This is a genomic window from Salinimicrobium gaetbulicola, assembly GCF_042676025.1.
Classification (GTDB): Bacteria; Bacteroidota; Bacteroidia; order Flavobacteriales; family Flavobacteriaceae; genus Salinimicrobium; species Salinimicrobium gaetbulicola.
This window is the reverse complement of the sequence record NZ_JBHTJP010000035.1, coordinates 537319-561865: the sequence shown is the minus strand read 5'-3', so window position 1 is coordinate 561865 and position 24547 is coordinate 537319. Positions and strand designations below refer to the sequence as shown.

Sequence of the window (24547 nt, the reverse complement as noted above, 5' to 3'; positions counted from 1 at the left end):
ATTGCTGAATAAATTAAGAATTAAAGAAATTGCCGTTTTCGAAGGCGGTTCCTATCACCACCATATCTGCTCCGGCTTCATAAGCCAACTCCAATTGTTCTTTTGAACGGATCCCTCCTCCCACTATAAGCGGGACAGAAAGAGCATTTTTAACCAAACTTATTATTTCGGGCCCAACCGGGTAAATTGCACCGCTACCTGCTTCAAGATAGATCAATCTCTTTCCGGAATATTGTCCCGCCAAAGCGGTATCAACAATGACTTCCGGCTCTTTCTGACATAAAGGAGCTGTTTTGCTTACGCGTTGCACTGCGCACTCCTTGCCGCCGTCAACCAGAATATAACCTGTAGGAATAATTTCAAGATCCATATTCCTGAGTCGGCGAATTGAACGCACCTGTTGTTCAATGAGGTATTCGGGATTTCTCCCTGAAAGTAAACTTAAAAAGAGAAGAGCGTCTGCTTCTGAAGTGACCTGAGAATGATCTCCAGGAAATATGATTACCGGAAGGTCTGAATGGTTTTTAATCGCACGAATACAAGCTTCAGTTTTCCCGGCCTCAACCGTGCTGCCGCCCACAAAAATATGAGTGGTAATTACAGGAATTTGCTTGAAAAACCTGGCTATATCCTTTTCCTCAAACTTATCAGGATCAATGAGTACCGCCAGCAGTTGGGGTCTTTGATTTTCTACCGCTTCAAAAATGCCATTTAGTACCTGCTTCATTCCGCAGCGACCTTTTCGTCTTGAGGCATAGCGTAAACGCAGGTAAACCCTTCGAATTCCAGAAAGTCAAAATTATACCAGGAAGTACTTCCATTGAAATCAATACGGCCGGTGGTCTTGTTATCGTCAAAATCAAAATCGGTTATATTGATGTGCTGCAAAAAACTCACTTTTGGGGTAGCATAGATCTTATAAACAGCTTCTTTGGCTCCCCAAACAATGGTCAATTTTCTAATTAAGGCTTCAGAATTGGCGAGCGTTCGGTATTCTTCAATAGGCGTGAATTTATGGGCTATCAATAGAATCTTTTCCCGTTGCATTTCGATATCGATCCCTACTTCTTTCTTTCCAATAATGATCGCTGAAAAAGTAAAGGAATGAGTGATAGAAATATGCATATCATCCTTTAAATGGGGCTTTCCGTGGTCATCGTAGTAAAGATCATGATCTGTATAGCCTTCTTCTGCAAGTAGATGGCGTACGCTCATAAAGCCCCTACGGTGCAAATCACTTTTCATACCTTCTACTCTTTCCCGGCAATGATTGGTAAGTTCAATGCCTTCACACAACTCATCATACGGCTCTTCTATCTTCCAAATGAGCACTTTAGTGTCCGGTCCTATTGTTATTCTTTTGTAAAGAGGCATAAAAAATGTTAGATATTCTGTACTTTTGCATTTCTGAAAAATGCTAAATCAAATATAATAATATGTCAACGAAAACAGTGCCTTATACCCCGTATAAAGTAAAAGATATTTCCCTTGCTGCCTGGGGAAGGAAAGAAATAGAACTGGCTGAAGCAGAAATGCCCGGCTTGATGTCATTAAGAGAAGAGTATAAAGATGAGCAGCCATTGAAAGGGGCGCGTATCGCAGGTTGTCTTCACATGACCATTCAAACAGCGGTTCTTATTGAAACTCTTGTGGCTTTGGGTGCTGAAGTGACCTGGAGTTCTTGTAATATTTTCTCTACTCAGGACCAGGCTGCCGCAGCCATCGCTGAGGCGGGAATCCCTGTTTATGCCTGGAAAGGTATGAATGCTGAAGAATTCGACTGGTGTATCGAGCAGACTCTTTTCTTTGGAGAAGATCGTAAGCCACTTAATATGATCCTTGATGACGGAGGTGACCTTACCAACATGGTTCTTGATAAGTATCCTGAACTGGCTGATGGCATCAAAGGTCTTTCTGAAGAAACTACTACCGGAGTACACAGACTTTACGAGCGCATGAAGAACGGAACACTTCCTATGCCAGCTATCAATGTGAACGACTCTGTTACAAAATCTAAATTTGACAACAAGTATGGATGTAGAGAGAGTGCTGTTGATGCGATTCGTCGTGCGACAGATGTGATGCTTGCAGGAAAAAGAGTTGTGGTTTGTGGATATGGCGATGTAGGTAAGGGTACAGCTGCTTCGTTTAGAGGCGCAGGTTCAATTGTAACTGTTACTGAAATCGACCCGATTTGTGCATTACAAGCAGCGATGGACGGATTTGAAGTGAAAAAACTTGAAACCGTACTTCCTAAAGCAGATATCGTGATCACTACTACAGGAAATAAAGACATTGTACGTGCCGAACATTTTATGGCCATGAAAGATAAGACCATCGTGTGTAACATTGGGCACTTTGACAATGAGATCCAGGTTGCGTGGTTGAATGAAAACTACGGAGACACAAAAGACGAGATCAAACCTCAGGTAGACAAATACACGATCGACGGGAAAGATATCATTCTTTTAGCTGAAGGTCGTTTGGTGAACCTAGGTTGTGCTACGGGACATCCGAGTTTTGTAATGAGTAACTCCTTTACAAACCAAACTCTAGCTCAGATCGAACTTTGGAAAAACACAGATAAATACCAGAATGAAGTGTACATGCTTCCGAAGCATCTGGATGAAAAAGTTGCCAAGCTTCACCTGGACAGAATTGGAGTTGAATTGACCGAGTTAAATGAAGAACAGGCCAAGTATATTGGAGTAACTGTTGACGGTCCTTTCAAACCGGAATATTACAGATACTAGTAAATACCCGTATCTGCAGAAAAGCCTTTCCTAACGGAGAGGCTTTTTTTATGGTGCCGTCATGAACCAGCCAATAAGAATCGCTACCAATACCAGTACCAAAGCAGCCAGAAAAATGAACATCCATTTCTTCCCCCTAGTGGAAGAAGCTTCCCTATGCGGATGTTCCAGGTTTAGATAACCGCTTTCATGAAGCAGTTCCCGAGCCACCTGGCGGTCTTTTTCTGCTACCTGAAAATACTTTTCTTTCTTTCCAGAGGCAGTAACCTGGTCTTCATGAACTTTAAAATCTAGATTCCTACCACTAAAAAGGCTTTGAAGAACTGCTACTTCGTTATCATTTGTTGTGGTATATACGGTAATATATTCCATGATCCCTAATTATTAAGGGGTTAGCCTATTAAAGGTACAAAAAAACCCTTTCTGAATCCAGAAAGGGTTTTAATATCTTAAAAAGCAAGGATCAACTATACTTCGAACGGTTCGATAGAAACGTAAGACTTGTTGTCTTTCTTTTTAGTAAATTTTACGATACCATCAACTTTGGCATGTAAAGTATGGTCTTTTCCTGCATACACATTCTCTCCAGGATTGTGAGCAGTACCTCTTTGTCTAACGATGATATTTCCAGCAATAGCAGCTTGTCCACCAAAGATCTTCACACCTAGGCGTTTCGATTCTGATTCTCTACCGTTCTTGGAACTACCAACTCCTTTTTTGTGAGCCATTTTGTTTCGTTTTTACTATTAAACTTTTAGCTTAAAGCAGCTATTAATTCGGCTTTTTTCATTGAAGAATATCCTTCAACTCCCTTTTCTTTAGCCATTTCTCTTAATTCGGCAACTGTATTTGAACTAAGATCGTTCTTTGGAGCCTCTTCTTTCTTAGAAGATTTTTCCTCTTTTTTAGCCGAAGTTGATTTCTTAGAACCTGAAACAGAAATTCCTTCGATAGAAATTTCAGTTAGGGCCTGACGGTGACCATTCTTAACACGGTAACCTTTTCTTCTTTTCTTTTTGAAAACAATTACTTTGTCTCCTTTTAGGTGCCTGGTGATTTTTGCTTCAACCAAAGCTCCGTCTATAGCTGGGGCGCCAAGAGTAATGTTGTCACCATCACCTGTCAGAAGAACTTTGTCGAAAGAAACTTTATCTCCTTCTTCTCCTGCCAAACGGTGTACAAATACCTTCTGGTCTTTTGCAACTTTAAATTGCTGCCCTGCTATCTCTACAATTGCGTACATAGCGTCTTTAATTAAGGGTTTATTATTCGCCTGCATATTTTCAGGCGGGTGCAAATATACTCCTAATTAATTAATTTGCAAAGGCTTTATTTTCAATAAGTGTGTTTTTGACCCTCCTTAGTATTCCAGCTTGGTTTATACCGTTGCATAATGGCCAGGGTCATAACAAAAGTGGTAGCAAACCCCATAAGAGCCACGGTGAAGACCAGCATACCTATATTCACGAACCAGTCTGTTTCCCACATCATTAACAGTTCTTTTGAAAATTCAGGGTTAAGTTCACTGGCATATATAGCGAAAAAGGCCGTAAAGATAACGGTCGCGATAAATCCGGTGGTAAGACCCACCGAAAATCCTTTTTGATATACAAATTTTGATTTCTTTAAAGCCATGTATTTTCTAATGGCCAGGTACATTCCCACCCCGGTAATTACAATATTAAAGGCACTGTAAACAGGTTGTTCATGCAAACCGAACAATGAAAGGATTAAGAAATATACGATCAGTCCAACGGCAATAAAACTTCCGTAAACTAAAGGTACTGAGGATCTTTTCATGAATGCTGTTTTTGTGGTTTCTATAAATTTCCAAAAATTCTACCTATTTATCCCTTAACGGCTTGTTAATTTAGCCCAGGCATTACGGATTCCCGTAAAGTTCACATTATGTGTAACGAATTCACAACTTGCCATACTTATACATTGACTATAAACTAAATCTTAAAATACAATGATCAACAAGCTTCGTATTACGGCCTGTGCTTTGCTCCTGTCAACCGCAGGGATAGCGCAAGAGGTTGAATTTACCGAATACACCCTGGACAATGGTCTTGATGTGATCCTGCATCAGGACAATTCAGCTCCGGTGGTTACAACAGGCGTCATGTATGACGTAGGTGGTAAAGACAGAATTAATAACAAATCTGGATTTGCGCATTTTTTCGAACATTTACTTTTTGAAGGCACCGAAAACATTGCAAAAGGAGAATGGTTCAAAATAGTAACTTCTAATGGCGGTAAAAACAACGCCAACACTTCAAATGACCGCACTTATTATTACGAGATCTTTCCTTCAAACCAGTTAGAACTGGGACTTTGGATGGAATCTGAAAGAATGATGCACCCGGTTATAGAACAATCTGGAGTTGATACACAGAACGAAGTTATTAAAGAAGAAAGAAGAATGCGTTATGATAACCGTCCCTATGGGAATTGGATTAACGAGATGGCTTCTAATCTTTTCAAAAAACACCCCTATAAAGATCCCAATGTAGGCTACATGGAAGATCTAGACGCATCAACTCTTGAAGAGTTCAAAGAATTCTTTGATATCTATTACAAGCCTAACAACGCTACATTGGTAGTGGCGGGCGACATCGATATTACTAAAACAAAAAAAATGATTCAGGATTATTTTGGTCCTATTCCGGCCGGAAAAGAAGTTACCAGAAACTTCCCTGATGAAGATCCTATTACAGAAACCATTGAGGCTAAATTTTATGACCCAAATATTCAGATCCCTGCGATCATACTCGGTTATAAAACACCCGGAATGATTGAGAGGGATGCTTATGTACTTAACATGATTTCTTCAGTTCTATCAACCGGAAAATCTTCTCGCCTATACAAGAAGCTAGTCGATGATCAAAAACAGGCTCTAGAGGTAGGCGCATTAAACATTCCTCAAAAAGATTACGGTATGTATGTGGTACTTGCCCTTCCTTTAGGGGAAACATCTCTTGATACTCTTGTCCATGAAATGGATGAAGAGATCGTAAAACTTCAGGAGGAACTTATCAGCCAGCGTGAATATGAAAAACTTCAGAATCAATTTGAAAATCAATTTGTGAATTCGAATAGCAGTGTTTCGGGGATCGCAAGTTCCTTAGCTACCTACCAGATGCTTTACGAAGATACCGACCTTATCAACGAGGAGATCGAGATCTATAGATCTATTACCCGTGAAGACATTAAGCGAGTGGCAAATGAATATCTAAACCCGAATCAACGTGTGGTACTTGAATACCTTCCGAAGAAAGACGTTGAGTAAAAATTTATAAAATGATAGCAATGATCAATAAAATATCAGCCCTGGCAATCTTGTTCCTTTTCGTAACAGGGATCCAGGCGCAGCAAATAGACCGCAGCACTCAGCCAGAAGCTGGCCCTGCACCTAAGATCAATCTTAGCAAGCCTGAAACTTTTACGCTAAAAAATGGCTTAAAAGTAATGGTGGTTGAAAATCACAAATTACCACGTGTTACCATGAGTCTTTCCATGGATAATCCACCTCATACCGAAGGTGATAAATCCGGCGCGTCTGTAATTATGGGCGGATTACTTGGCGAAGGAACCAAGGATATTCCAAAAGATAAGTTCAACGAGGAGATCGATTACCTTGGAGCATATGTAAATTTCAATTCTAAAGGCGCTTCGGCGAACACCCTTTCAAAGTATTTCCCAAGGGTAATGGAATTAATGGCTAAAGGTGCATTAAACCCTAATTTCACACAGGAAGAACTTGAAAAAGAAAAAGAACGCTCTTTAGAAAATTTGAAGGTTTCTGAAAAAGATGTCGCACAAAACGCGCGCAGGATCAGTCGGGCTTTAGCATATGGAACAGATCACCCATACGGTGAGTTTATAACTAAAGAAACTGTATCTAATTTAGCACTTCAGGATATCAAAGACTATTACAGCACTTATTTCGTGCCTCAAAATGCCTATTTGGTAGTTGTAGGAGACGTGAAGACCAAAGAGGTTAAAAAGCTAGCTAAAAAGTATTTCAATGACTGGAACAAGAAAGAACTTTCAAAGCAGCAAATGCCTGAAGTTAATAACGTAGCGGAAACTCAGGTGAATTTCATTGATTTCCCGAATGCGGTACAAAGTGAAATTCAGGTAACCAACACCTTTAAACTGAAAAAAGCAGATGAAGACTATTTCCCGGCAATTATCGCTAACAAGATCCTTGGTGGCGGTGGGGAAGCTCGCCTTTTTCTTAATTTAAGAGAAGACAAAGGTTATACTTACGGAGCTTATTCCAGTACCGGAGATGATAAGTACGTGGCGAGATTCATTGCCAGTGCAAGTGTGCGTAACGCCGTGACCGATTCTGCCGTGGTGGCTTTCCTTGATGAACTTCACAGAATTAGAAATGAAAAGGTATCTGCAGAAGAATTGAAGAACGCAAAAGCGAAATACACCGGAGATTTTGTGCTCGCTTTAGAGCAACCTTCCACCATTGCCCAATATGCATTAAATATTGAGACCGATAACCTGCCGGAAGATTTCTATGAGACTTACCTTAAAAAGATCAATGCCGTTACGGCCGAAGATATCCAACGAGTAGCTCAAAAGTACTTTAAAGTTGACAACGCCAGAATCGTGGTAGTTGGAAAAGGAAGCGAAGTTCTTGAAAACCTTGAGAAACTTACTTACAACGGGAAAAAGATCCCTGTAAAATATTTCGACAAAAACGCGAATCCTGTAGACAAACCGGAATACAAAAAAGAATTGGCTCCGGGACTTACAGCTCAAAAAGTCTTTGAGGACTACATGAAGGCTATTGGCGGAAAAGAAGCTGTTAAGAATATTGAATCAATTCATATGACAGCCTCAGCACAGCTTCAAGGTCAGCAATTGGATCTTGATACAAAAGCTACCACTTCAGGAAAATCATCAAGCATTGTTTCAATGGCAGGTAATGTAATGCAGAAGCAGATCTTTGACGGCGAGAACGGTTACGTGGAAGGAAGAGGTCAAAAAATGCCTATGAACGAGGAACAACTGAAAACCGTAAAAGCTGAATCACACCCGTTTCCGGAATTGATCGCTGAAACTGCAGAACTTACCGGTATCGAAAAAGTGAATGACGAAGAGGCTTACGTTGTTCAGATGAATGAGAACGTTACCACCTATTACAGCGTTGACCGCGGACTTAAACTTAGAACCGTTCAAACGGTAAAGCAAGGACCTCAGACGATGACCATCCCGATCGATTATTCAGAATACAAAGAAGTTAACGGGGTGAAATTCCCACATGCGATCTCTCAAAGTATGGGAGCCATGACTCTTAATTTTGAAGTAAGTAATTATGAGATTAATGATGGTGTTTCCGATTCAGATTTTGAATAGTACAAAAACTTAGTAAAACCAAAAAGCCGATTCAAATGAATCGGCTTTTTTTATTTGTTGATATCTAATTTGTTTGTCAAATATTTACAACTGTAAGAAATCCATTACTAAAATGAACTCATGAAATTGTAAAATAATTAGTAGGAAAACCCTTCCTTCTGAAAAAAGAGTTTAGCAATTTTTCGCCAAACAAGGTCGAATTAAACTACATCCAAGGTAGTTTCCTCAACCGTCAATTGCGGCTCGGAAGGCTGTAGTTCAGTGAGTTCCTCTTTAGCGAATTGCCATGCTACCAGCGTAAACAAGGCCACGAAAAGCGTAAATCCAAAAAACATTCTCTTTATCATAATTCACCGTTTTTAATTCGACTTGGGATTGTAAAGTTAATGCGAAGTTAAAAAAAAGCCAAATATTTTAAGGTTTTTTATTTCGGGAATTTACGATCCAAACTCCTACAAGTATCACAAAACCAGAGACTAACTGTAATAACGTGAAGCTTTCACCGTCTAAAGCACCCCATCCTAGAGCAACTACAGGGATTAGATAAGTAACCGAAGTTGAGAAGACGGGATCTGATATCTGAATCAGTTTATTAAAAATTATTAGGGCAGCTCCGGTTCCAATAACTCCAAGGATCGCAACAAATATCAAGGATAACTGCACCTGTGGAGCGAACAACACTTCCGAAGAAAAGAATCCGGTGGTAGACAAAACAATTGTGGCCGGAACAGCAATAACAATAAAATTTCCCGTAGTAATAGCCAGGGCCGGTATGGTTTGAAGATGTTTTTTAATAACATTCGCATTGAGCCCGTAAAAAAGAGACGCGAGGATAACCAATAATGAATACCAGTAATTTTGATCAGGATTGACGGCAGCCCCACTAAGTATAAGGGCCGTAGTACCTGCTAGACCCACCAAAACCCCAACAAATTTCCTTTGAATAAAAGCAGCCTGAAATATGAATATTCCAACCAGCATTGATAATAATGGTGTGGTAGAATTTAATATGGAAACTATAGCGCTGTCAATTTCAGTTTCAGCAAAAGAGAATAAATAAGCCGGGAAAAAAGTGCCAAAGAACCCAGAAAAAGCGATCCATTTCCATTGATGCCTTCTTATCTTCTTCAAACTTCTCAGCCCTATCATAATTAGAAAAAGAGCAGCAAAGATGGTTCGAAGAGATCCTACCTGCAAAGCAGTGAGTCCAACCAGACCTTTTTTAATAAGTATAAATGAACTTCCCCACACCAGCGCCAAAAGGCTCAGGTAGATCCACTTGAGGTTATTAACAGGCATTTTTTGATTTTAGAGCCGCTAAAATCGGTATAATTTGGAAATCTATAGATAAAATCGAGATTATTTAATCTCCTTCCACTTCAGGGTTTCCATCAAATGCCTCATGTCTTTTTTCAAATATTCCGAAGCAGGCAAAATAGAATCAAAGTTGGGTCGGGCGTTAAAATAGATTGAACCGGTAAGAAAATGGTTCACACTGTCGGTGATATAGAACTGAGCCTGAGAAGCCGCATTTCCCGTAACCTCATAAAACATCCCGTAAGTCTTTTGATATGGATTGGTATAGATATCCCCTTCAATAGCATCGGCTTTAATGGTATGCTGCAAAGGCAACTTCTGAGCATCTCGCAGCAGCGAATCCAGATTATTCCGGACGGGTTGATAAGTGATAAAAATAGCACCGTCCAACAGCTCATACTTAAGATTCCACCAGCAATCTCTTGACCCGGGAGCTAATTCAAGGTTAGCCCACTTGTTCTTTTCGAATTCAAAAGGACAATTTTTATGTACAGTTTCATATTCAGCAACTGGGTATTCCATTGAAAGGAACGCCCTGGGTTTAGGTTGCGGATCATCTGCACATGAAATACACAGGGTCAAAAGTAGTATTATAGAGGTTAATTTTTTCATATGCCTGTAATACTAACCTTGATCTGTTTGATCCTCTTGTGATCTATCACCTCAATTTTAAAACTGAAACGGTCAAAAATGATCACATCGTTCTTCTTGGGGAAACTTCCGGATATCTCTAAAAGGAATCCGGCAAGGGTTTCCGCTTCCCCTTTATTATCTTCGAACATGGAAGTATCCTCCAACTTCAATACCCTATAGAAGTCCTTTAAAGGCGTTTTACCCTCAAAGATATAGTTGTTCTCATCAAGCTTGGAGAAGATGAGATCCTCGTCATCAAACTCATCACTAATATCGCCAACGATCTCCTCAATAATATCCTCTAAAGAAATCAGTCCGCTGGTACCCCCGTATTCGTCAACTACAATGGCCAGGTGGTTTTTCTTATTCTTGAAATCATTTAAAAGGTCATCCAGCTTCTTATTCTCCGGCACGAAATAAGGCTCCCTCAACAATGAGGTCCAGTCATACTCTTCCAGGTCCAGGTAGGGCAAAAGGTCTTTTACGTATAAAATTCCCGTCACAGAATCAATGCTGTCTTTATAAACAGGAATTCGGGAGTAACCATTTTTAATGATCTCCGGAATGATCTCGTTATACGGCTGATTTTCGTTGAGCGCGAAAATATCCATCCTTGGCCGCATCACCTGCTTAGTATCAGTATTTCCGAAGGAAACGATACCTTTTAATATCTTCTGTTCTTCTTTAGTGGTATCATGGTGACTCGTTAGCTCGAGCGCCTGAGATAGTTGATCTACACTTAATCCGCTTTTTTGATTTCCCAGCCTTTCATGTATAAATATGGTCATCGCTCGCATAGGTACACTTAAAGGAGAGAAAAAGCTATCCAGAAAATTCAGCGGATAAGCCATAAACCTTGAAAAGAAAACCTTATTTCGACTGGCATACACCTTCGGCAGGATCTCGCCAAATAATAAAATAAGGAAAGTTACCACAACCACTTCCATGATAAACTTCATGTTTATACCCAGGAAAACGGTGTTTATATTCTCAAAAAAGTTATCTGTAAGTGTATCAAAAAGGAGAATGATCGCAATATTGATCATATTGTTGGCCACAAGAATGGTCGCCAACAGCTTTTTTGGTTTATCTAAAAGACTGATAACAATATTCTCTCTTACAGTCCTTTTAGACTGGTCAACTTCAAAATCGGCCGGGGTAAGAGAAAAGAAAGCGACTTCGGCACCCGAAATAAGGGCCGAGGAAACTAATAACAGTAGGGCAGCGATCACACCAAAAAGTTGCGAAAAATCAATAGCAACGAAAGATGGTATTAAACTGGCAGGATCAGGATCCAAATGTTTCGGTTTTAATTAAACTTAGAACGGCAGATCGTCCTCTTCCTCCTGATGTTGGATTCCGGGAGCTTGATTTGACGCCGTATTTTGCCGGGGTTGGCTTTGATTTTGATATTGGTTTTGGCCTCCTGCAGATTGTCCGGGGCCATTCTGGTCTTTAGGTGTTAAAAAGGTGAAATCTGTACACTGTATTTCGGTAGAATACCGCTCATTCCCTTTCTCATCCTGCCATTTTCTGGTCTTAAGACGCCCCTCAACATAAACTTTATCACCTTTTTTAAGGTACTTCTCGCAGATCTCAGCAGCTTTGTTTCGCACAACAATATTATGCCACTCTGTATTTTCCACTCTCTGGCCTGTGGTCTTGTTGGTATACACCTCATTGGTGGCCAAAGGAAAACGACCTACAGATCCGCCACCTTCAAAATAGTGCATTTTCACGTCATCTCCAGTGTGGCCAATAAGCATTACTTTATTTAAAGTTCCGGTCATTTTATATGGTTTAAGTAATTGATTTAAATTCTAAAATAAGGAAAAAATTCTTCGATTAACATTTTCACCTATTTCTTTTTATTTCTACGGAAAATATTTCGGGGAAATTACAAAAAAGCAGGAATCCTAAAAACCAAAGCTGTCAATAAATTTTTCGATCAGTACCGGCACCGGAAGCTTCTCCATTTCAGCCACCGATACCTTATTCTCAGGGAGGTCACTTCCCGTAACCACCCAGAATTTGGTGTAGATATGTTGATGGGAAAGTTTATGCACAATAGGCTCTTCATTAAAAAGACGCACATCTGCTTCAGGAGACATGGAATATTCTTCAAATCCATCTTCCTTTACCAGGTTTTCAACAGAAACTTCTGAAAGGGTTTCCACTAAAGGAAATTCATACAAACCTTCCCAGATACCCCTTCCCTTTCTTTGCCGAAGAACAGTTTCCCCTTCTTCAGATAAAAATACTATATAATTAAAATGACGTTTTCGAACCTTTTGTTTTTTAAGTTTTACCGGAAGCCCTGATATCCTATCCTGATTATAGGCAACACATTCGGCTGAAAAAGGACAGGTGTCACAAAGTGGTTTTTGGGGAGTACATTGAATGGCACCAAATTCCATCAAGCCCTGATTAAAGGTAGCCGGATCTTTCTTATCAAGAAGTTCCTGGGCAAGTTCCTTGAACTGCCGTTTACCTTCAGTAGAATTAATAGGAGTATCGATCCCAAATATCCTTGAAAGCACTCGATACACATTTCCATCAACCACAGCCACTGCTTCGGCGTAACAAAATGAAGCGACCGCACTGGCCGTATAATCCCCTACTCCTTTTAATTTAAGAAGACCGTTATAAGATTCGGGAAAGTTTCCGTCAAGTTCATTGACAATATGTTTTGCGGCTGCCTGCAGGTTTCGAGCCCGGGAATAATAGCCCAGACCCTGCCATAATTTCAACACCTCTTCTTCGGAAGCATTTGCAAGATCCTGAACTTCAGGAAATGTATTTATGAACTTAAAATAATACGGCATTCCCTGTGCAACACGGGTTTGCTGAAGTATTATTTCACTCAACCATATATAATAAGGATTAGACGTAGTGCGCCAGGGAAGATCCCTTTTGTTTTCCAAATACCACGTCCTCAGTTTTTTAGCGAATAGCATTAAATAAAATTCTTAGATGCAATGATAATTCTTTATTCTCTTACTATTTAATGGTTTAGGATTGAAAAGTTGCAGATTTAATTCTTATATTTGCACCTCGAAAATTTACAAACCCCAATTTAATAAATTATACGACAATGACGAAAGCAGATATTGTAGCGAAGATCTCCGAGAAATTAGGAATGGAAAAAGGAGACGTTCAGGCTACCGTTGAAACCTTTATGGAAGAGGTAAAAACTTCATTAGAAGCCGGAGATAATGTTTACTTAAGAGGATTTGGAAGCTTCATCATCAAAACAAGAGCAGAAAAAACCGGAAGAAACATTTCCAAAAACACTACGATTAAAATTCCTGCACACAATATTCCTGCGTTCAAACCTGCTAAGGTGTTCGTTGAAGGTGTGAAAACTAACGTAGACGTAAAATAATACCCAACTGTCCAGGCAGTTATAAAAAATAATTATTAATTAAAAAGTCACACTATGCCAAGTGGTAAAAAAAGAAAAAGACATAAGGTAGCGACGCACAAGCGTAAGAAAAGAAGAAGAGCTAACCGCCACAAGAAAAAGTAGTTTTCACACTACTTTTTTTATTTAAAACGTTCTTTGAAAACGAAATTTAAACTTCAGTTTTTATCAACCGGAGTTTAAATTTCTTCAGGATTTTAAAACCCTGTGAATTTTATTGTTTAATCCATCTGTATTCACCAGTGTGAGTGTAGATAAAAATCATTTAGAGTGAACAAAGAGTTAATTATTAGAACCGGTTCCTCTGCTGTAGATTTTGCCTTATTAAAAGATGGAAAACTAATAGAACTCAACAAGGAAGAAGACGACAGTAATTTTGCCGTTGGTGATATTTTTATCGCAAAGGTTAGAAAAGCTGTCCCCGGATTAAATGCCGGCTTTGTTAATGTAGGCTATACGAAAGATGCATTTTTGCACTATCATGATCTTGGCCCACAAGTACTTTCCTTATTGAAGTTTGTAAAACGTGTAAGCACAGGTAAATTAAAGGACTATTCCCTAAAGGATTTTCCTTTTGAAAAGGATATTGATAAAGACGGAAGTATTACTGACGTCATAAAATCAAATCAATCTCTACTGGTACAGGTAGTAAAAGAGCCCATTTCCACTAAAGGCCCCCGAATAAGTTCAGAACTTTCCCTCCCGGGCCGTTATATCGTGCTGGTTCCTTTTTCAAACCGCGTTTCGGTCTCACAAAAGATCGAAAGCAAGGAAGAAAAAGACCGACTTAAACGATTGGTGAAAAGTATAAAACCGAAAGGTTTTGGGATTATCGTACGTACCGTAGCAGAAGGCAGAAAAGTAGCAGAACTAGACAATGACCTCCAGAATTTAATGGGTCGTTGGACAGGAATGTGTAAAAAGCTGCATAAAGCACCTCATCCCTCCAAAGTACTTGGAGAGCTAAACAGGGCATCTTCCATTTTGAGAGATGTCTTTAATGACACCTTTACTTCTATATGTGTTGATGATGAGACTTTATACACGCAAATTAAAGATTACGTGAGCGAGATCGCTCCAAAAAAAGAATCTATCGTAAAGTTGTATGATTCCAACGTTCCCATTTTTGAAAAATATGGAATCGAACGGCAGATCAAAACTACTTTTGGCCGCACAGTATCCATGAACAAAGGGGCATACCTGGTAATAGAGCACACAGAAGCTATGCACGTTATCGACGTGAACAGTGGAAACCGCTCAAACAAATCAAAAAACCAGGAAGACACTGCACTCGAGGTAAACCTCATCAGTGCCACTGAAATTGCCCGTCAACTCCGCCTCCGGGATATGGGAGGTATCATTGTAGTTGATTTCATCGATATGAACAAAGCCGAGAACCGCAAGGCGTTATACGATCATCTTAGAGATGAGATGAGCGATGACCGGGCAAAACATAAGATATTGCCTCCAAGTAAGTTTGGATTGATACAAATTACAAGACAAAGGGTTCGGCCAGAGATGAATATCAAAACACGGGAAGAAAATCCCAACAAACAAGGAGATGAAGTTGAAGCTCCTATCGTTTTGGTAAACAAGATCACAACCGACCTTGAAAAACTGATCAAAAAAGACTATAAAAAGATAACGCTTAGCGCTCACCCTTTTATAGCAGCCTTTTTAACAAGAGGTTTTCCATCGCCACGCGCCAAATGGTTCTTTGACCACAAACGCTGGGTAAAAATAGTACCAAGAGATGCTTACACGTATCTGGAATATCACTTTCACGACAAAGACGGGGAATTGATAAAATAATTAAGAACGCCTTTCATTGATTTGAAAGGCGTTTTTTTGTTTATACCATTTCCTATGGGAAAATTACCGGTTCGCTTTTCTTATTTTTGTCCTAATGAAACAAGATCTTTCCAAAAAATCCTACTCTGTAAAAGAAGCCACCCTAAAGCTGATGCAGTTTTGCGCGTATCGCGACCGCTCTCAAAAAGAGGTCGAAGATAAACTGAAAGATATGAGGATGATTCCCGAAGCACGGGAACAGATCATCATAAAACTCATGCAAGAGGATTTTCTGAATGAAGAAAGGTTTGCCCGAAGTTTTGTTCGCGGAAAATTCAGGATCAAAAAATGGGGCCGTATAAGGATCAAACAGGAACTGAAGTTCCGGGACATTTCAGCACCCATTATAAGGCTTGGAATGACCGAAATTGATGAGAAACAATATGTTGCAACCCTTTATGAAATAGCAGAAAAGAAACTTAACCTCATCAAAGAAACAGATAAGCTAAAACGTCGCAAAAAGCTATCAGATCACCTGCTCCAAAAAGGATACGAAGCGGGACTGGTCTACGAAACAGTAGACTCCCTTATGAATTAGAATTGTTCTTTTTATCAGTAAGCTTGATGGCCTGAGCATTCTTATAGTCGATCCATTTCTGTCCTTTCCATTTTCTCATGGCATTATCAAAATGTCTCATAAAAAAGAGATTATAAAGTGCCTTTGAAAAATGACCCAAATGCCTTGGAGCTGCACGCAGACTCATTGAAAATCCTGCTGTCAAATAGGTCATTTGATGCCAATAACCTTCGGGCATATACAAGGTCTCCCCATGCTTTAACTCGGTTATATAACCTTCAGCCTTCCGCAGAGCAGGGAACTTTTCATAATCAGGTTCCATGAAATCTATATCCTCCCTTGTAATCAAGGCATGAGGTACTTTATATAAGTATTTGGTCTGATTAGGCGGAAAAAGTATGCATCGCTTCTTTCCGTGGAAATGAAAATGAAGAATATTGGCGAAATCAATATCATAGTGCATGAACACTTTGGAATTTTCACCCCCAAAGAACAACATTGGCACCTGTTTGATGATTCTCAACCCGATATCAGGAAAGGAAAAGTCCTTTTGAAGAGCAGGCACTTCTTTTAAAATATGATAAAGAAATATCCTGTAACTGGTCGGCCCCTTTTTAAGCAGATCAATGTAATCGGCCATTTTCATCCGGGTATGAGGCTCATTGAACTTGAATTTAGAGGAAATGGGCCGATCATCAAATAGGGGAACAGTCTTGTCCCCTGCCATTTCCTTGATGAAATCCAGGTTCCATTTTTCATAAGCCGGCCAGTCTTCAATGAGATGCTCAATGACCACCGGCTTTTGAGGTTTCACATATCTCTCCAAAAACTCTTTTTTGGAGATCCTTTTTTCCCTTGGTATTTCAGCTAACTTCAATCCTTGCATCTTCCTATAAGGTTAATTGAAAAACCCGTTTTTTAAGCGTTAGGCTTTCGGCTTGGCCTTTTGCTGGGCTGCGATATTTCTGTCAATGGTGTGACCGGGCCTTGACCATTTCGGTTTCTCTCCAAGGTTCTGGAACTTAGAATTCTCAGCATCCACGCTCTCAGGTTGTGATTTCTTCACGAAAGGTTTCTGAGGATTCAATCCAAGCGCTTTAAACATTTCCATGTCCTCGCTCACATCAGGATTCGGTGTGGTCAATAACTTATCACCGGCGAAGATAGAGTTTGCACCCGCAAAGAAACACATAGCCTGGCCTTCACGGCTCATCTGGGTTCTCCCGGCAGACAATCTTACCTGCGTCTCTGGCATCACGATTCTTGTTGTGGCGACCATTCGGATCATATCCCAGATCGGCACCTGCTCCTGCTCTTCCAGTGGTGTTCCTTCAACAGGAACCAAAGCGTTGATTGGAACAGACTCAGGTTGCGGGTTAAGGGTTGAAAGAGCGACCAGCATTCCGGCGCGATCTTCCACAGTTTCTCCCATTCCAATGATACCACCGCTACAAACGGTTACATTGGTCTTTCTAACATTATCAATGGTTTTAAGGCGATCCTCAAAACCACGAGTTGAAATAACTTCTTTATAATATTCTTCCGAAGAATCCAGGTTGTGATTATAGGCATACAATCCTGCTTCAGCAAGTCGCTGAGCCTGATTTTCGGTCAACATCCCGAGCGTACAGCAAACTTCCATATCCAGTTTGTTGATAGTGCGAACCATTTCAAGCACATTATCAAACTCTTCACCATCCTTCACATTTCTCCATGCTGCACCCATACAAACACGAGAACTCCCGGAAGCCTTTGCACGTAAGGCCTGGGCCTTAACCTGATTCACGCTCATAAGGTCATTCCCTTCAAGATCTGTATGATAACGGGCTGCCTGAGGGCAGTAGCCACAATCTTCAGGACACCCTCCGGTCTTGATCGACAAAAGTGTTGAAACCTGCACCGTATTAGGATCGTGATGCAACCTGTGAATCGTCGCCGCTTCATACAGCAACTCCATAAAAGGTTTGTTATAGATCTCTAATATTTCTTCTTTAGTCCAGTCGTGTTTAGTAGCCATAAAATTTAAATTGAAATTCAAAAATAACTAAAATGGGTTTGTTAAACCTGAGCTTTTTAAAATTTTCAGGGATTACTGCGGAAGGCTGACCAATACCGAAACGGCATTACCCCCAAAACCTACTGCGTTTACAATGATATTTTTTAATCTTTTGGGTTCGGTACTCACTGATGTGAATGGAACCGGAATAAACTCCTGATGCTGTAACATCATGATGGCCAGTTCGAGACTCAAGGTGCCCGAAGCACCAAAAGTATGGCCTATTTTCCATTTATTGGTGGTCAAAGCAGGCAACTGCTCTCCAAAAACGGCTTTTATGGCATTTATTTCTGAAAGATCTCCTTTTACTGTTCCCGGTGCGTGCATTACGATAGCATCAACTTCAGATGAAGGCAATTCTCCAAGGGCCATTTTCATGGATTTCTGAAAAGCGCTGCCATTGGCCGAAATAGAAACCGAATGTTTTAAAGCTTCCGTAGCGAATCCTATCCCTTTGATAACCACAAGGGAATTCTCCTTTTCACCGGCCTCCAAACACATTACCGAAGCGCCCTCTCCAAGAACCATCGAGTTTTTAGCTTTTTTGAGATTCAGGGCCTGGCAAGGGTAATGAAGGTCTTCCTGGGCATTGATCCTCATGGCCTGCACCTGGGCGATGGTAAAAGGAGTGAGCGCCGCTTCACTTCCCCCGGCGATGAATTTATCTGCCATGCCTGAATTGATCCATGCGATGCCGTTGAGAACGCCGTGGAGCGCTGTGGAACAAGTTACCGAATGAGATATTTCAGGACCGTTAGTTTGTAGATCCTGTGCAACCCAAGAGGAAATATTCCCTAAAGTCGTACTTGGGGAAGCCAGCGTTGCAGCCTTTCCTTCTTTCAAAAACTCCTTATAATAATCTTCAAAAAGGCCGGTAGCACCCCGGGAACTCCCTATATTGATCCCTATCTCTTCCCCTTTTTCCCAGCCTGCATTCTTAACTGCCTGCCGGGATGCGTGGATCGCAAACAAGACAGACCTGTCTACAGACCTGAAATCTGAACGTTGTTTCCTGATTGCTTCTATTTCTTTCGAAAGCCCTTCCGGAAGGGCCGCAGCATAGGAAATATTACCGTTGAAGTCATGTTTTTTAAGAAAATGAGAGTCGCGCTTATAGTTTTCCCATATCTCCCCGGGTTCAGAGCCCAAAGCAGATACAGAAGCCATCGCGGTAATAGATACTGGATTCTTCAAAAATGCAATTTTTGGCAAAAATAAGGTCTGTAGTCCAAACTACCTTCCCAAATCAATTTTTTCACGGTAATAAAGACTCAAAATAGATTCCTGAGGGAGGTTATTTTTTAATCGTTCCCTAATGGATTTAAGGAGGCTCATTTTCACAAATTTTTCAAGCGGTTGCTCTACATTATCAAACACTTTGAAAGCTTCTGCCAGTTGGCGGTCCCATTCACCATGGTATTTTAAGAGATCATCGGGATAAACAGTGTCTCTACCGGTCCCCTCATCATGAGCTTTAAAAGGTTCGGGAATATTCAAATATCCATAATCATCGGTCAATTGCTCTCCCGCATGAATATCCCTTACAGCCAATTCAAAATCATAGGCCGAAGAGAGGCAATTTGATTTGAAACTGTGGTTCACATATTTCGCAAGGTCCCAACACAGTACGAATTCTCCTTTATGATTCCGAAAAGAAAATTTATCTACCAGCTCTCGTGTTCCGGGATGCATCTTTTTAACCTGATCTGGCGATAAGGCTTGATCCAGTTCATCCTGCACCCAGGTGATAGTCCCTTTAGGAATAAATTTCTTCGCAACCACGCCATATCCCATTTCTTCATTTATGAACCTAAGTTCAGTATCCGGATGCATCATAATTGACTGATTTTTAGCCTAAGTTATGAAATAAGAACCTTCCTTCTGAGAAAATTAAATCAGGAGTTAAAATTTTTCCAGGGCAGACCATATACTTTGGTATATTGCCTCAAGATCTTCATCTCCAATCACATAAGGAGCAAGGATGTAAATGGTATTCCCTAAAGGCCTGAGAAAAACGCCTTGTTTCATGAAGTGGGCAAAAAGACGGTTTCTTAGGTCTCCATACCTTTCCATTTCAACATCCAGCTCAAAGGCCAGGATCACACCAAGCTGCCTCAGGTTCTTCACTTTTTGGTGGGCTTTCAATCTTTTGCTGAATTCTTCATGTGATTTGATGACTCTTTGAATATCATGCTGAATCTCTTCAGAAGTCAGCAATTCGATACCTGCCAGGGCGGCGGTACAGGCCAACGGGTTAGCAGTATAGGTATGCCCGTGAAAAAGCCCTTTTGAGATCTCTTCGGAATAGAACGCATCGAAAACCTGCTGGGTGCATGAAGTGATCGCCATAGGAAGTAACCCGGCAGTAAGCGCTTTAGACATGCAAATGATATCAGGCTGAGTCTCCATATATTCGGAAGCGAAATATCTTCCGGTCTTTCCGAAGCCAGTCATGACCTCATCTGCAACCGTAATAATATCATTGGCTTTACATATCTTCAGGATCTCATTCAAACCTTCAGCATCATGAATCTTCATAGCTGCCGCACCCTGTACTAAAGGCTCATAAATGAAACCTGCGATCTTATGTTCCCCAATCAGCTTTCTCAGTGTTCCAATAACTTCAGAATTATTTGCTCCTGTAGGGACGGGAAGTCTTACTACTTCAATAAAATGATCTTCAAAAGCACCATTATAGACAGACAATCCTGAAACCGACATGGCTCCAAAAGTGTCACCGTGGAAACCTTCTTCGAAGGCCAACATCACTTTTCTGTCATTTCCAATATTGTGATGGTATTGGAGAGCCATCTTGATCCCTATCTCAGTCGCGGTAGAACCGTTGTCGCTAAAAAAGAGTTTCTGCTGATTTGAAGGAAGAATGTCGATCAAAGCTTCTGAAAGTCTTACCGCAGGTTCATGAGTGAATCCGCTGAAAACCACCTGATCCAACTGCTGCATTTGCGCAGCCACTCTTGAAGTTATCTTTTTATTACAATGACCATACATAGCGGTGTACCAGCTGGAGATACCATCTATGTATTTATTGCCCTGCTCGTCATACAGATTCACGCCTTCGGCTTTTACGATCGCCAGCATTTCACCCGCAGTTTTGTGCTGAGTGAGTGGGTGCCAAAGGTGTTTTTTATCTCTTTGGGACAGGTCTTGGGTGGTTTCCTTCTTCATATTCTGTCAAAATGTTTTCTATGGACAAAGCTAAGTAAACCGCATAAAAAAAAGCCACTCGGGAAGAGTGGCTTTTAATTTTCAAAAAGTGAATAATTACTGTACCATTCCGGTAACAACCACGTTAGCAGTAGTTGTACTTTGAGCAGAAATATTAAGTAGGCTCAGGTCAAGGTCGGTAGCAGACTCTACGGTCAACATCCCTTCAAAAGACATCTCTCCGTTAGTGTCTTCCTGGTAAGATGCGTAGTGAAGCTCATAGTCTCCTTCTTCCAAAAAGTGAAGTGAATAAGCTCCGGTAGTTTCACTTGCAACAGAACTGTTTACAGCTCCTGCAAAACGTACTCCGTTTGCGTTCTCATTGGCCTCTCCTGCACTGTAAGTTCCTTTTTTGTAAGCATACACTACGATAGTTCCTGCAGCGTCATTAGCATCCTGTACAGAACCTTCGATCTTACCGGCGTTATTTTTACTTACCGCACGAATACTGCTCTGCATTTGAGAAGAAGAAACGAATTTGAAGTCTCCTGATTGAGAATCGGCAACGATCATTTTTCTGAGATCAAAATCAAGAACAATAGTATTGTTATTAGACTCTTCAATCTGGGTAGCCGCCTTTGTAAGTGCAATTTCGGTTGATTCTGCAACCAAGGCCTTTTTCTCTCCGGTCGCAGTTAAGATATAGTTTCCGGGAGCATCTCCATTAGCGTCAAATTCATTATCAACTTCAACCACAATACTGGAAGTTGTTCCGCTTTCCAGCATAACGTTACCTAAGGCTTCTGTCTTACCATTTTGAAGAGCTAAAAGGTCTACGGTCGTAGTTTGAAACCCTTCAAGGGCTTTCCCATTGACCTTCACATTGGTAATGGTAACAAAAGCACCTTTTACATTGGCATTATCGATTGGAGCATCGGTAACTTCAACAGCAGTGTTGTAAGTTTTAGCGTTTGGATCAACATTATCGTCTTCGTCTTTTGAACAAGACACGATCAATAACATTGAAAATACAAGTAAAGCTGATCTAAATAAGTTTCTGTAATTCATAACGTACAATTTTTAGTGAGCCGGAGTTTTTTCCGGTCACGATTAACAATTAGATTAAGTTTTAGGTTAATTAATGCAGGTTTTCAGTGCATCGCTGAACTCTTTTCCGCTCTCCACAACCACCCGGGCGTCCCCGGAATATGAAATAGTGATTGGATAGTCAAAACTCAGAACTTCATAGGTTTCTTTATTTTGAAGAAAAGTGAACAGTTGTTGTTTATTGGCAATGTTCGCCGAATTTGTTTGCTGTGTATTGATATTATAGACAAACACTTTTATCGGAAACTGGATCTTCGCGCAGGTAATTGGCGAAATTCCATTTTCAACATCTTCCCTGCAACTTTGCTGTAGCTCTTCAAATTCCTGGCTGCCAGAGATAGTAACAGTCTCGTAATTTGATAAGGTTACCGCTACCGGAAACTGAAGTGAGATTTTGTCTTCTCCCAACTCCTTTATTCTTTCGGTCACTACTTCAAGATCTGCTGCGGAAGAAACCTTTACCTCTACTCCTGCCAATTCCACTGTAAATGGGAATCTTAAAGAGAAACAAGGACTATCATCAATCTCATCATCTGCGCTACCGTCTTTTTTAGAAGCTCTTTCCACTTGCGTGTAGAATTCCGAACCTTCTGAAAAACCAGTTTCGTTCTCTCCGGTCAACACTTCATATTCCTCCTGTTGACAGGCTCCTAACATGAAGCTACCTATAAGAAGTAATACTATTTTGTTGATCTTTTTCATTGTTGAAATTAACTAGACTTAATTGCCTGTTCTGTATATAAAACAATCCAAAAGCGATCTTCCCCACCCTCCACTTGAAAAAATTTCAATTAAAATTATATTGTACTGGATTACAGTTTATTACAAATAAAAAAGGGCGACAACCAAAGTTGTCACCCTTTCAAAAAGTAGGTTAAGCACTAAAATTATTCCAATGTAATAGGATCCATTTCCTGGATCTTTCCGGTCTCAACTACTACGCCTTCAACAGTTACCGGTGCTTTTCCTGAAGCTTCCGCAGGGGTCACCGTAACTGTATAAGTTCCTGCAGGAACACCATAGACCATAAAGTTTCCGGTTTCCTCAGCAGTGTGAGTTGTATGTTCTGTGGTGCCATCGGTCACTGTAACCAGACTTTGCACTTCCGCAGGAGCCACCACTCCGGCAATTGCACCTGTTTGAGCCTCAAGGCTGGCACTAATTACAGGTTTAAGGATCAGTCCGCCGTCATTGGCCTCAACAATAGACTTATCTACATTAAAGTCAAGAATGAACTCATACAACAAGCCCGGCTCCAGGTCCTGGTGTACATTTAATTTTAGACCTGATTGTTGAGCACTTGGAGTTTGAAGAGGTACATCGGCACCATCAGAGGTGATAACAGTATTGTTTTCTCCAAGGATCAACCTGATCTGACTTAACTTTCCGGCAGGCACAACAGTTTCCACTAACATGGCACTAATTCCGCCTGTTAACTCCAGAAGATCATAAACTCCTGGTTCAAGTGCGGCAAATTCATGGGTTTCCCCGTCAATAATAATTTCAACTCCCTGCACATCTACCATCACATTTTGATAGTCACCGGGAGCGTCCACTAATTTGACACTAAACCCTGCCGATTCTTCGTTTGAATCATCAGTTGAACAACTGGTAAAAGCAACCGAAAAAGCTGCCACACAGACCATTAATTTTAAAAAGTACTTCATAATAGGTAATTTGGGTTAATAATTATTCTTTGCTGAATCCTTTAATTAAAACTCAGACGTTATACATATATAACAGTTAAAAGAACGTTAACCCTACCCTATCCCCATAAAAAATAAATAGTTTTGGACAGATTTTACCCAAACCTACAAAGATGCCGGAGCAGAATTTATGTAATGACAAGATCTTTAATGGTTTCTACCAAAAACACTCCCGCGACCTCTACAATTTCATGTACTACAAATCTGGTGACGGAGACCAGGCAATGGATTTTGCACAGGAAGCTTTTGTAAAGATCTTTGAAAACTGCGGAAAGATCCAGTTTTCCAAAGCCAAGAGCTATCTTTTCACCACGGCGAACAATCTTTTTCTAAATGCCGTAAAACACCAAAAGGTGAAACTTTCCTATGCACAACGGCAACCCGCTGAAGTAATTTCAGGAGAAGATCCACAATTTGTATTACAGGAAAAAGAATATATGCAGCAGCTGGAAGATGCCATTTCTGAGCTCACAGAGGCCCAGAGGGAAGTTTTTCTGCTCAACCGAATTGACGGAAAAAAATACAGGGAGATAGCAGAGATGTTGGATATTTCAGAAAAAGCGGTAGAAAAACGAATGATGGGAGCCCTAAAAAAGCTGAGAGCGCGTTTGGATAATTTTTAAAATTTTTCTCTTTTTG

27 protein-coding genes are annotated in these 24547 nt (G+C 40.5%); 7 read left to right on the top strand and 20 right to left on the bottom strand.

What is annotated here, in order from left to right; genetic code table 11:
• Positions 1-13: 13 nt before the first annotated feature.
• On the bottom strand, positions 14-727 hold the full coding sequence (locus ACFQ1G_RS11905) for a geranylgeranylglyceryl/heptaprenylglyceryl phosphate synthase (protein ID WP_380739831.1): 714 nt from the start codon (positions 725-727) through the stop codon (positions 14-16).
• Positions 724-1374 carry a 4'-phosphopantetheinyl transferase family protein gene (locus ACFQ1G_RS11900; RefSeq protein WP_380739829.1) on the bottom strand — a complete coding sequence of 217 codons (651 nt, stop codon included), beginning with the start codon at positions 1372-1374 and terminating at the stop codon, positions 724-726. Before ACFQ1G_RS11900 ends, ACFQ1G_RS11905 begins: the two co-directional genes overlap by 4 nt.
• Before the next feature lie 62 nt (positions 1375-1436).
• Here ACFQ1G_RS11900 and ahcY point away from each other — a divergent pair, with 62 nt between their 5' ends.
• Positions 1437-2753 (top strand): adenosylhomocysteinase, encoded by a 1317-nt coding sequence (gene ahcY, locus ACFQ1G_RS11895; RefSeq protein WP_380739827.1) that lies wholly within the window; start codon positions 1437-1439, stop codon positions 2751-2753.
• 48 nt (positions 2754-2801) lie between these two features.
• On the opposite strand, the gene ACFQ1G_RS11890 is transcribed toward ahcY, so the two are convergent.
• The 4 genes from ACFQ1G_RS11890 to ACFQ1G_RS11875 all read right to left on the bottom strand — a co-directional run bounded on the left by ACFQ1G_RS11890 (position 2802) and on the right by ACFQ1G_RS11875 (position 4553).
• Positions 2802-3125 (bottom strand): hypothetical protein, encoded by a 324-nt coding sequence (locus ACFQ1G_RS11890; protein WP_380739825.1) that lies wholly within the window; start codon positions 3123-3125, stop codon positions 2802-2804.
• Positions 3126-3220: 95 nt separating this feature from the next.
• Positions 3221-3481 carry a 50S ribosomal protein L27 gene (gene rpmA, locus ACFQ1G_RS11885; RefSeq protein ID WP_380739823.1) on the bottom strand — a complete coding sequence of 87 codons (261 nt, stop codon included), beginning with the start codon at positions 3479-3481 and terminating at the stop codon, positions 3221-3223.
• Positions 3482-3507: 26 nt separating this feature from the next.
• Positions 3508-3996, bottom strand: coding sequence for a 50S ribosomal protein L21 (rplU, locus tag ACFQ1G_RS11880; protein WP_380739822.1), 489 nt, complete (start codon positions 3994-3996; stop codon positions 3508-3510).
• 92 nt (positions 3997-4088) lie between these two features.
• On the bottom strand, positions 4089-4553 hold the full coding sequence (locus ACFQ1G_RS11875; RefSeq protein WP_380739820.1) for a DUF4199 domain-containing protein: 465 nt from the start codon (positions 4551-4553) through the stop codon (positions 4089-4091).
• 172 nt (positions 4554-4725) lie between these two features.
• Here ACFQ1G_RS11875 and ACFQ1G_RS11870 point away from each other — a divergent pair, with 172 nt between their 5' ends.
• Both ACFQ1G_RS11870 and ACFQ1G_RS11865 read left to right on the top strand, forming a co-directional pair.
• Entirely contained in the window at positions 4726-6045 is a 1320-nt protein-coding gene (locus tag ACFQ1G_RS11870; RefSeq protein ID WP_380739818.1) for a M16 family metallopeptidase, read from the top strand.
• Between the two features lie 20 nt (positions 6046-6065).
• Positions 6066-8132, top strand: coding sequence for a M16 family metallopeptidase (locus ACFQ1G_RS11865; protein WP_380739817.1), 2067 nt, complete (start codon positions 6066-6068; stop codon positions 8130-8132).
• A 200-nt stretch (positions 8133-8332) separates the two neighbouring features.
• On the opposite strand, the gene ACFQ1G_RS11860 is transcribed toward ACFQ1G_RS11865, so the two are convergent.
• The 6 genes from ACFQ1G_RS11860 to mutY form a co-directional block, all read right to left on the bottom strand.
• Positions 8333-8479, bottom strand: a complete 147-nt coding sequence (locus ACFQ1G_RS11860; RefSeq protein ID WP_380739815.1) for a hypothetical protein — start codon at positions 8477-8479, stop codon at positions 8333-8335.
• 67 nt (positions 8480-8546) lie between these two features.
• The gene (locus ACFQ1G_RS11855) at positions 8547-9431 is read right to left on the bottom strand and encodes a DMT family transporter (protein ID WP_380739813.1); all 885 of its coding nucleotides are present in this window, start codon (positions 9429-9431) and stop codon (positions 8547-8549) included.
• 60 nt (positions 9432-9491) lie between these two features.
• Positions 9492-10061 (bottom strand): gliding motility lipoprotein GldD, encoded by a 570-nt coding sequence (gene gldD / locus ACFQ1G_RS11850; RefSeq protein ID WP_380739812.1) that lies wholly within the window; start codon positions 10059-10061, stop codon positions 9492-9494.
• On the bottom strand, positions 10058-11380 hold the full coding sequence (locus tag ACFQ1G_RS11845) for a gliding motility-associated protein GldE (RefSeq protein ID WP_380739810.1): 1323 nt from the start codon (positions 11378-11380) through the stop codon (positions 10058-10060). Before ACFQ1G_RS11845 ends, gldD begins: the two co-directional genes overlap by 4 nt.
• Positions 11381-11401: 21 nt before the next feature.
• On the bottom strand, positions 11402-11872 hold the full coding sequence (locus ACFQ1G_RS11840) for a single-stranded DNA-binding protein (protein WP_380739808.1): 471 nt from the start codon (positions 11870-11872) through the stop codon (positions 11402-11404).
• 126 nt (positions 11873-11998) lie between these two features.
• Positions 11999-13039: an A/G-specific adenine glycosylase gene (gene mutY / locus ACFQ1G_RS11835; protein ID WP_380739806.1), complete on the bottom strand. Its 1041-nt coding sequence runs from the start codon at positions 13037-13039 to the stop codon at positions 11999-12001.
• Positions 13040-13161: 122 nt separating this feature from the next.
• Here mutY and ACFQ1G_RS11830 point away from each other — a divergent pair, with 122 nt between their 5' ends.
• From ACFQ1G_RS11830 to ACFQ1G_RS11820, 3 genes are all read left to right on the top strand, one after another.
• A complete protein-coding gene (locus ACFQ1G_RS11830) occupies positions 13162-13467 on the top strand; it encodes an HU family DNA-binding protein (protein ID WP_380740803.1) in 306 nt (101 codons plus the stop codon).
• Positions 13468-13776: 309 nt separating this feature from the next.
• The gene (locus tag ACFQ1G_RS11825; RefSeq protein WP_380739804.1) at positions 13777-15318 is read left to right on the top strand and encodes an Rne/Rng family ribonuclease; all 1542 of its coding nucleotides are present in this window, start codon (positions 13777-13779) and stop codon (positions 15316-15318) included.
• 94 nt (positions 15319-15412) lie between these two features.
• The gene (locus ACFQ1G_RS11820) at positions 15413-15895 is read left to right on the top strand and encodes a regulatory protein RecX (RefSeq protein WP_380739802.1); all 483 of its coding nucleotides are present in this window, start codon (positions 15413-15415) and stop codon (positions 15893-15895) included.
• Here ACFQ1G_RS11820 and ACFQ1G_RS11815 read toward each other — a convergent pair.
• The 8 genes from ACFQ1G_RS11815 to ACFQ1G_RS11780 all read right to left on the bottom strand — a co-directional run bounded on the left by ACFQ1G_RS11815 (position 15885) and on the right by ACFQ1G_RS11780 (position 23869).
• The gene (locus ACFQ1G_RS11815) at positions 15885-16760 is read right to left on the bottom strand and encodes a cupin-like domain-containing protein (RefSeq protein ID WP_380739800.1); all 876 of its coding nucleotides are present in this window, start codon (positions 16758-16760) and stop codon (positions 15885-15887) included. The two genes, ACFQ1G_RS11820 and ACFQ1G_RS11815, sit on opposite strands and share 11 nt — an antisense overlap.
• A 39-nt stretch (positions 16761-16799) precedes the next feature.
• A complete protein-coding gene (bioB, locus tag ACFQ1G_RS11810; protein WP_380739799.1) occupies positions 16800-17891 on the bottom strand; it encodes a biotin synthase BioB in 1092 nt (363 codons plus the stop codon).
• A gap of 72 nt (positions 17892-17963) precedes the next feature.
• Positions 17964-19124, bottom strand: a complete 1161-nt coding sequence (locus ACFQ1G_RS11805; RefSeq protein ID WP_380739797.1) for a beta-ketoacyl synthase N-terminal-like domain-containing protein — start codon at positions 19122-19124, stop codon at positions 17964-17966.
• A 39-nt stretch (positions 19125-19163) separates the two neighbouring features.
• Positions 19164-19766 carry an SET domain-containing protein gene (locus ACFQ1G_RS11800; RefSeq protein ID WP_380739795.1) on the bottom strand — a complete coding sequence of 201 codons (603 nt, stop codon included), beginning with the start codon at positions 19764-19766 and terminating at the stop codon, positions 19164-19166.
• A gap of 66 nt (positions 19767-19832) precedes the next feature.
• Complete coding sequence (gene bioA, locus ACFQ1G_RS11795) at positions 19833-21116, bottom strand: adenosylmethionine--8-amino-7-oxononanoate transaminase (RefSeq protein ID WP_380739793.1); 1284 nt, start codon at positions 21114-21116, stop codon at positions 19833-19835.
• 96 nt (positions 21117-21212) lie between these two features.
• Positions 21213-22163 carry a DUF4382 domain-containing protein gene (locus ACFQ1G_RS11790; RefSeq protein WP_380739791.1) on the bottom strand — a complete coding sequence of 317 codons (951 nt, stop codon included), beginning with the start codon at positions 22161-22163 and terminating at the stop codon, positions 21213-21215.
• A gap of 66 nt (positions 22164-22229) precedes the next feature.
• Positions 22230-22904 (bottom strand): hypothetical protein, encoded by a 675-nt coding sequence (locus tag ACFQ1G_RS11785; RefSeq protein ID WP_380739789.1) that lies wholly within the window; start codon positions 22902-22904, stop codon positions 22230-22232.
• 185 nt (positions 22905-23089) lie between these two features.
• Entirely contained in the window at positions 23090-23869 is a 780-nt protein-coding gene (locus ACFQ1G_RS11780; RefSeq protein ID WP_380739787.1) for a DUF4382 domain-containing protein, read from the bottom strand.
• A gap of 152 nt (positions 23870-24021) precedes the next feature.
• Between ACFQ1G_RS11780 and ACFQ1G_RS11775 the strand changes: the two genes are divergently transcribed.
• Positions 24022-24531, top strand: a complete 510-nt coding sequence (locus ACFQ1G_RS11775) for an RNA polymerase sigma factor (RefSeq protein WP_380739785.1) — start codon at positions 24022-24024, stop codon at positions 24529-24531.
• Positions 24532-24547 lie beyond the last annotated feature (16 nt).

Excerpts from the sequence above, each read along its gene's own strand:
- gldD (WP_380739812.1), bottom strand. The coding sequence starts at position 10,061 with ATGAAAAAATTAACCTCTATAATACTACTTTTGACCCTGTGTATTTCA.
- ACFQ1G_RS11840 (WP_380739808.1), bottom strand. The coding sequence starts at position 11,872 with ATGACCGGAACTTTAAATAAAGTAATGCTTATTGGCCACACTGGAGAT.
- ACFQ1G_RS11900 (WP_380739829.1), bottom strand. The coding sequence starts at position 1,374 with ATGCCTCTTTACAAAAGAATAACAATAGGACCGGACACTAAAGTGCTC.
- ACFQ1G_RS11790 (WP_380739791.1), bottom strand. The coding sequence starts at position 22,163 with ATGAATTACAGAAACTTATTTAGATCAGCTTTACTTGTATTTTCAATG.
- ACFQ1G_RS11780 (WP_380739787.1), bottom strand. The coding sequence starts at position 23,869 with ATGAAGTACTTTTTAAAATTAATGGTCTGTGTGGCAGCTTTTTCGGTT.
- rpmA (WP_380739823.1), bottom strand. The coding sequence starts at position 3,481 with ATGGCTCACAAAAAAGGAGTTGGTAGTTCCAAGAACGGTAGAGAATCA.
- bioA (WP_380739793.1), bottom strand. The coding sequence starts at position 21,116 with ATGAAGAAGGAAACCACCCAAGACCTGTCCCAAAGAGATAAAAAACAC.
- rplU (WP_380739822.1), bottom strand. The coding sequence starts at position 3,996 with ATGTACGCAATTGTAGAGATAGCAGGGCAGCAATTTAAAGTTGCAAAA.
- bioB (WP_380739799.1), bottom strand. The coding sequence starts at position 17,891 with ATGGCTACTAAACACGACTGGACTAAAGAAGAAATATTAGAGATCTAT.
- ACFQ1G_RS11785 (WP_380739789.1), bottom strand. The coding sequence starts at position 22,904 with ATGAAAAAGATCAACAAAATAGTATTACTTCTTATAGGTAGCTTCATG.
- ACFQ1G_RS11860 (WP_380739815.1), bottom strand. The coding sequence starts at position 8,479 with ATGATAAAGAGAATGTTTTTTGGATTTACGCTTTTCGTGGCCTTGTTT.
- ahcY (WP_380739827.1), top strand. The coding sequence starts at position 1,437 with ATGTCAACGAAAACAGTGCCTTATACCCCGTATAAAGTAAAAGATATT.
- ACFQ1G_RS11870 (WP_380739818.1), top strand. The coding sequence starts at position 4,726 with ATGATCAACAAGCTTCGTATTACGGCCTGTGCTTTGCTCCTGTCAACC.
- ACFQ1G_RS11875 (WP_380739820.1), bottom strand. The coding sequence starts at position 4,553 with ATGAAAAGATCCTCAGTACCTTTAGTTTACGGAAGTTTTATTGCCGTT.
- ACFQ1G_RS11865 (WP_380739817.1), top strand. The coding sequence starts at position 6,066 with ATGATCAATAAAATATCAGCCCTGGCAATCTTGTTCCTTTTCGTAACA.
- ACFQ1G_RS11775 (WP_380739785.1), top strand. The coding sequence starts at position 24,022 with ATGCCGGAGCAGAATTTATGTAATGACAAGATCTTTAATGGTTTCTAC.
- ACFQ1G_RS11890 (WP_380739825.1), bottom strand. The coding sequence starts at position 3,125 with ATGGAATATATTACCGTATATACCACAACAAATGATAACGAAGTAGCA.
- mutY (WP_380739806.1), bottom strand. The coding sequence starts at position 13,039 with ATGCTATTCGCTAAAAAACTGAGGACGTGGTATTTGGAAAACAAAAGG.
- ACFQ1G_RS11815 (WP_380739800.1), bottom strand. The coding sequence starts at position 16,760 with ATGCAAGGATTGAAGTTAGCTGAAATACCAAGGGAAAAAAGGATCTCC.
- ACFQ1G_RS11800 (WP_380739795.1), bottom strand. The coding sequence starts at position 19,766 with ATGATGCATCCGGATACTGAACTTAGGTTCATAAATGAAGAAATGGGA.
- ACFQ1G_RS11820 (WP_380739802.1), top strand. The coding sequence starts at position 15,413 with ATGAAACAAGATCTTTCCAAAAAATCCTACTCTGTAAAAGAAGCCACC.
- ACFQ1G_RS11905 (WP_380739831.1), bottom strand. The coding sequence starts at position 727 with ATGAAGCAGGTACTAAATGGCATTTTTGAAGCGGTAGAAAATCAAAGA.
- ACFQ1G_RS11855 (WP_380739813.1), bottom strand. The coding sequence starts at position 9,431 with ATGCCTGTTAATAACCTCAAGTGGATCTACCTGAGCCTTTTGGCGCTG.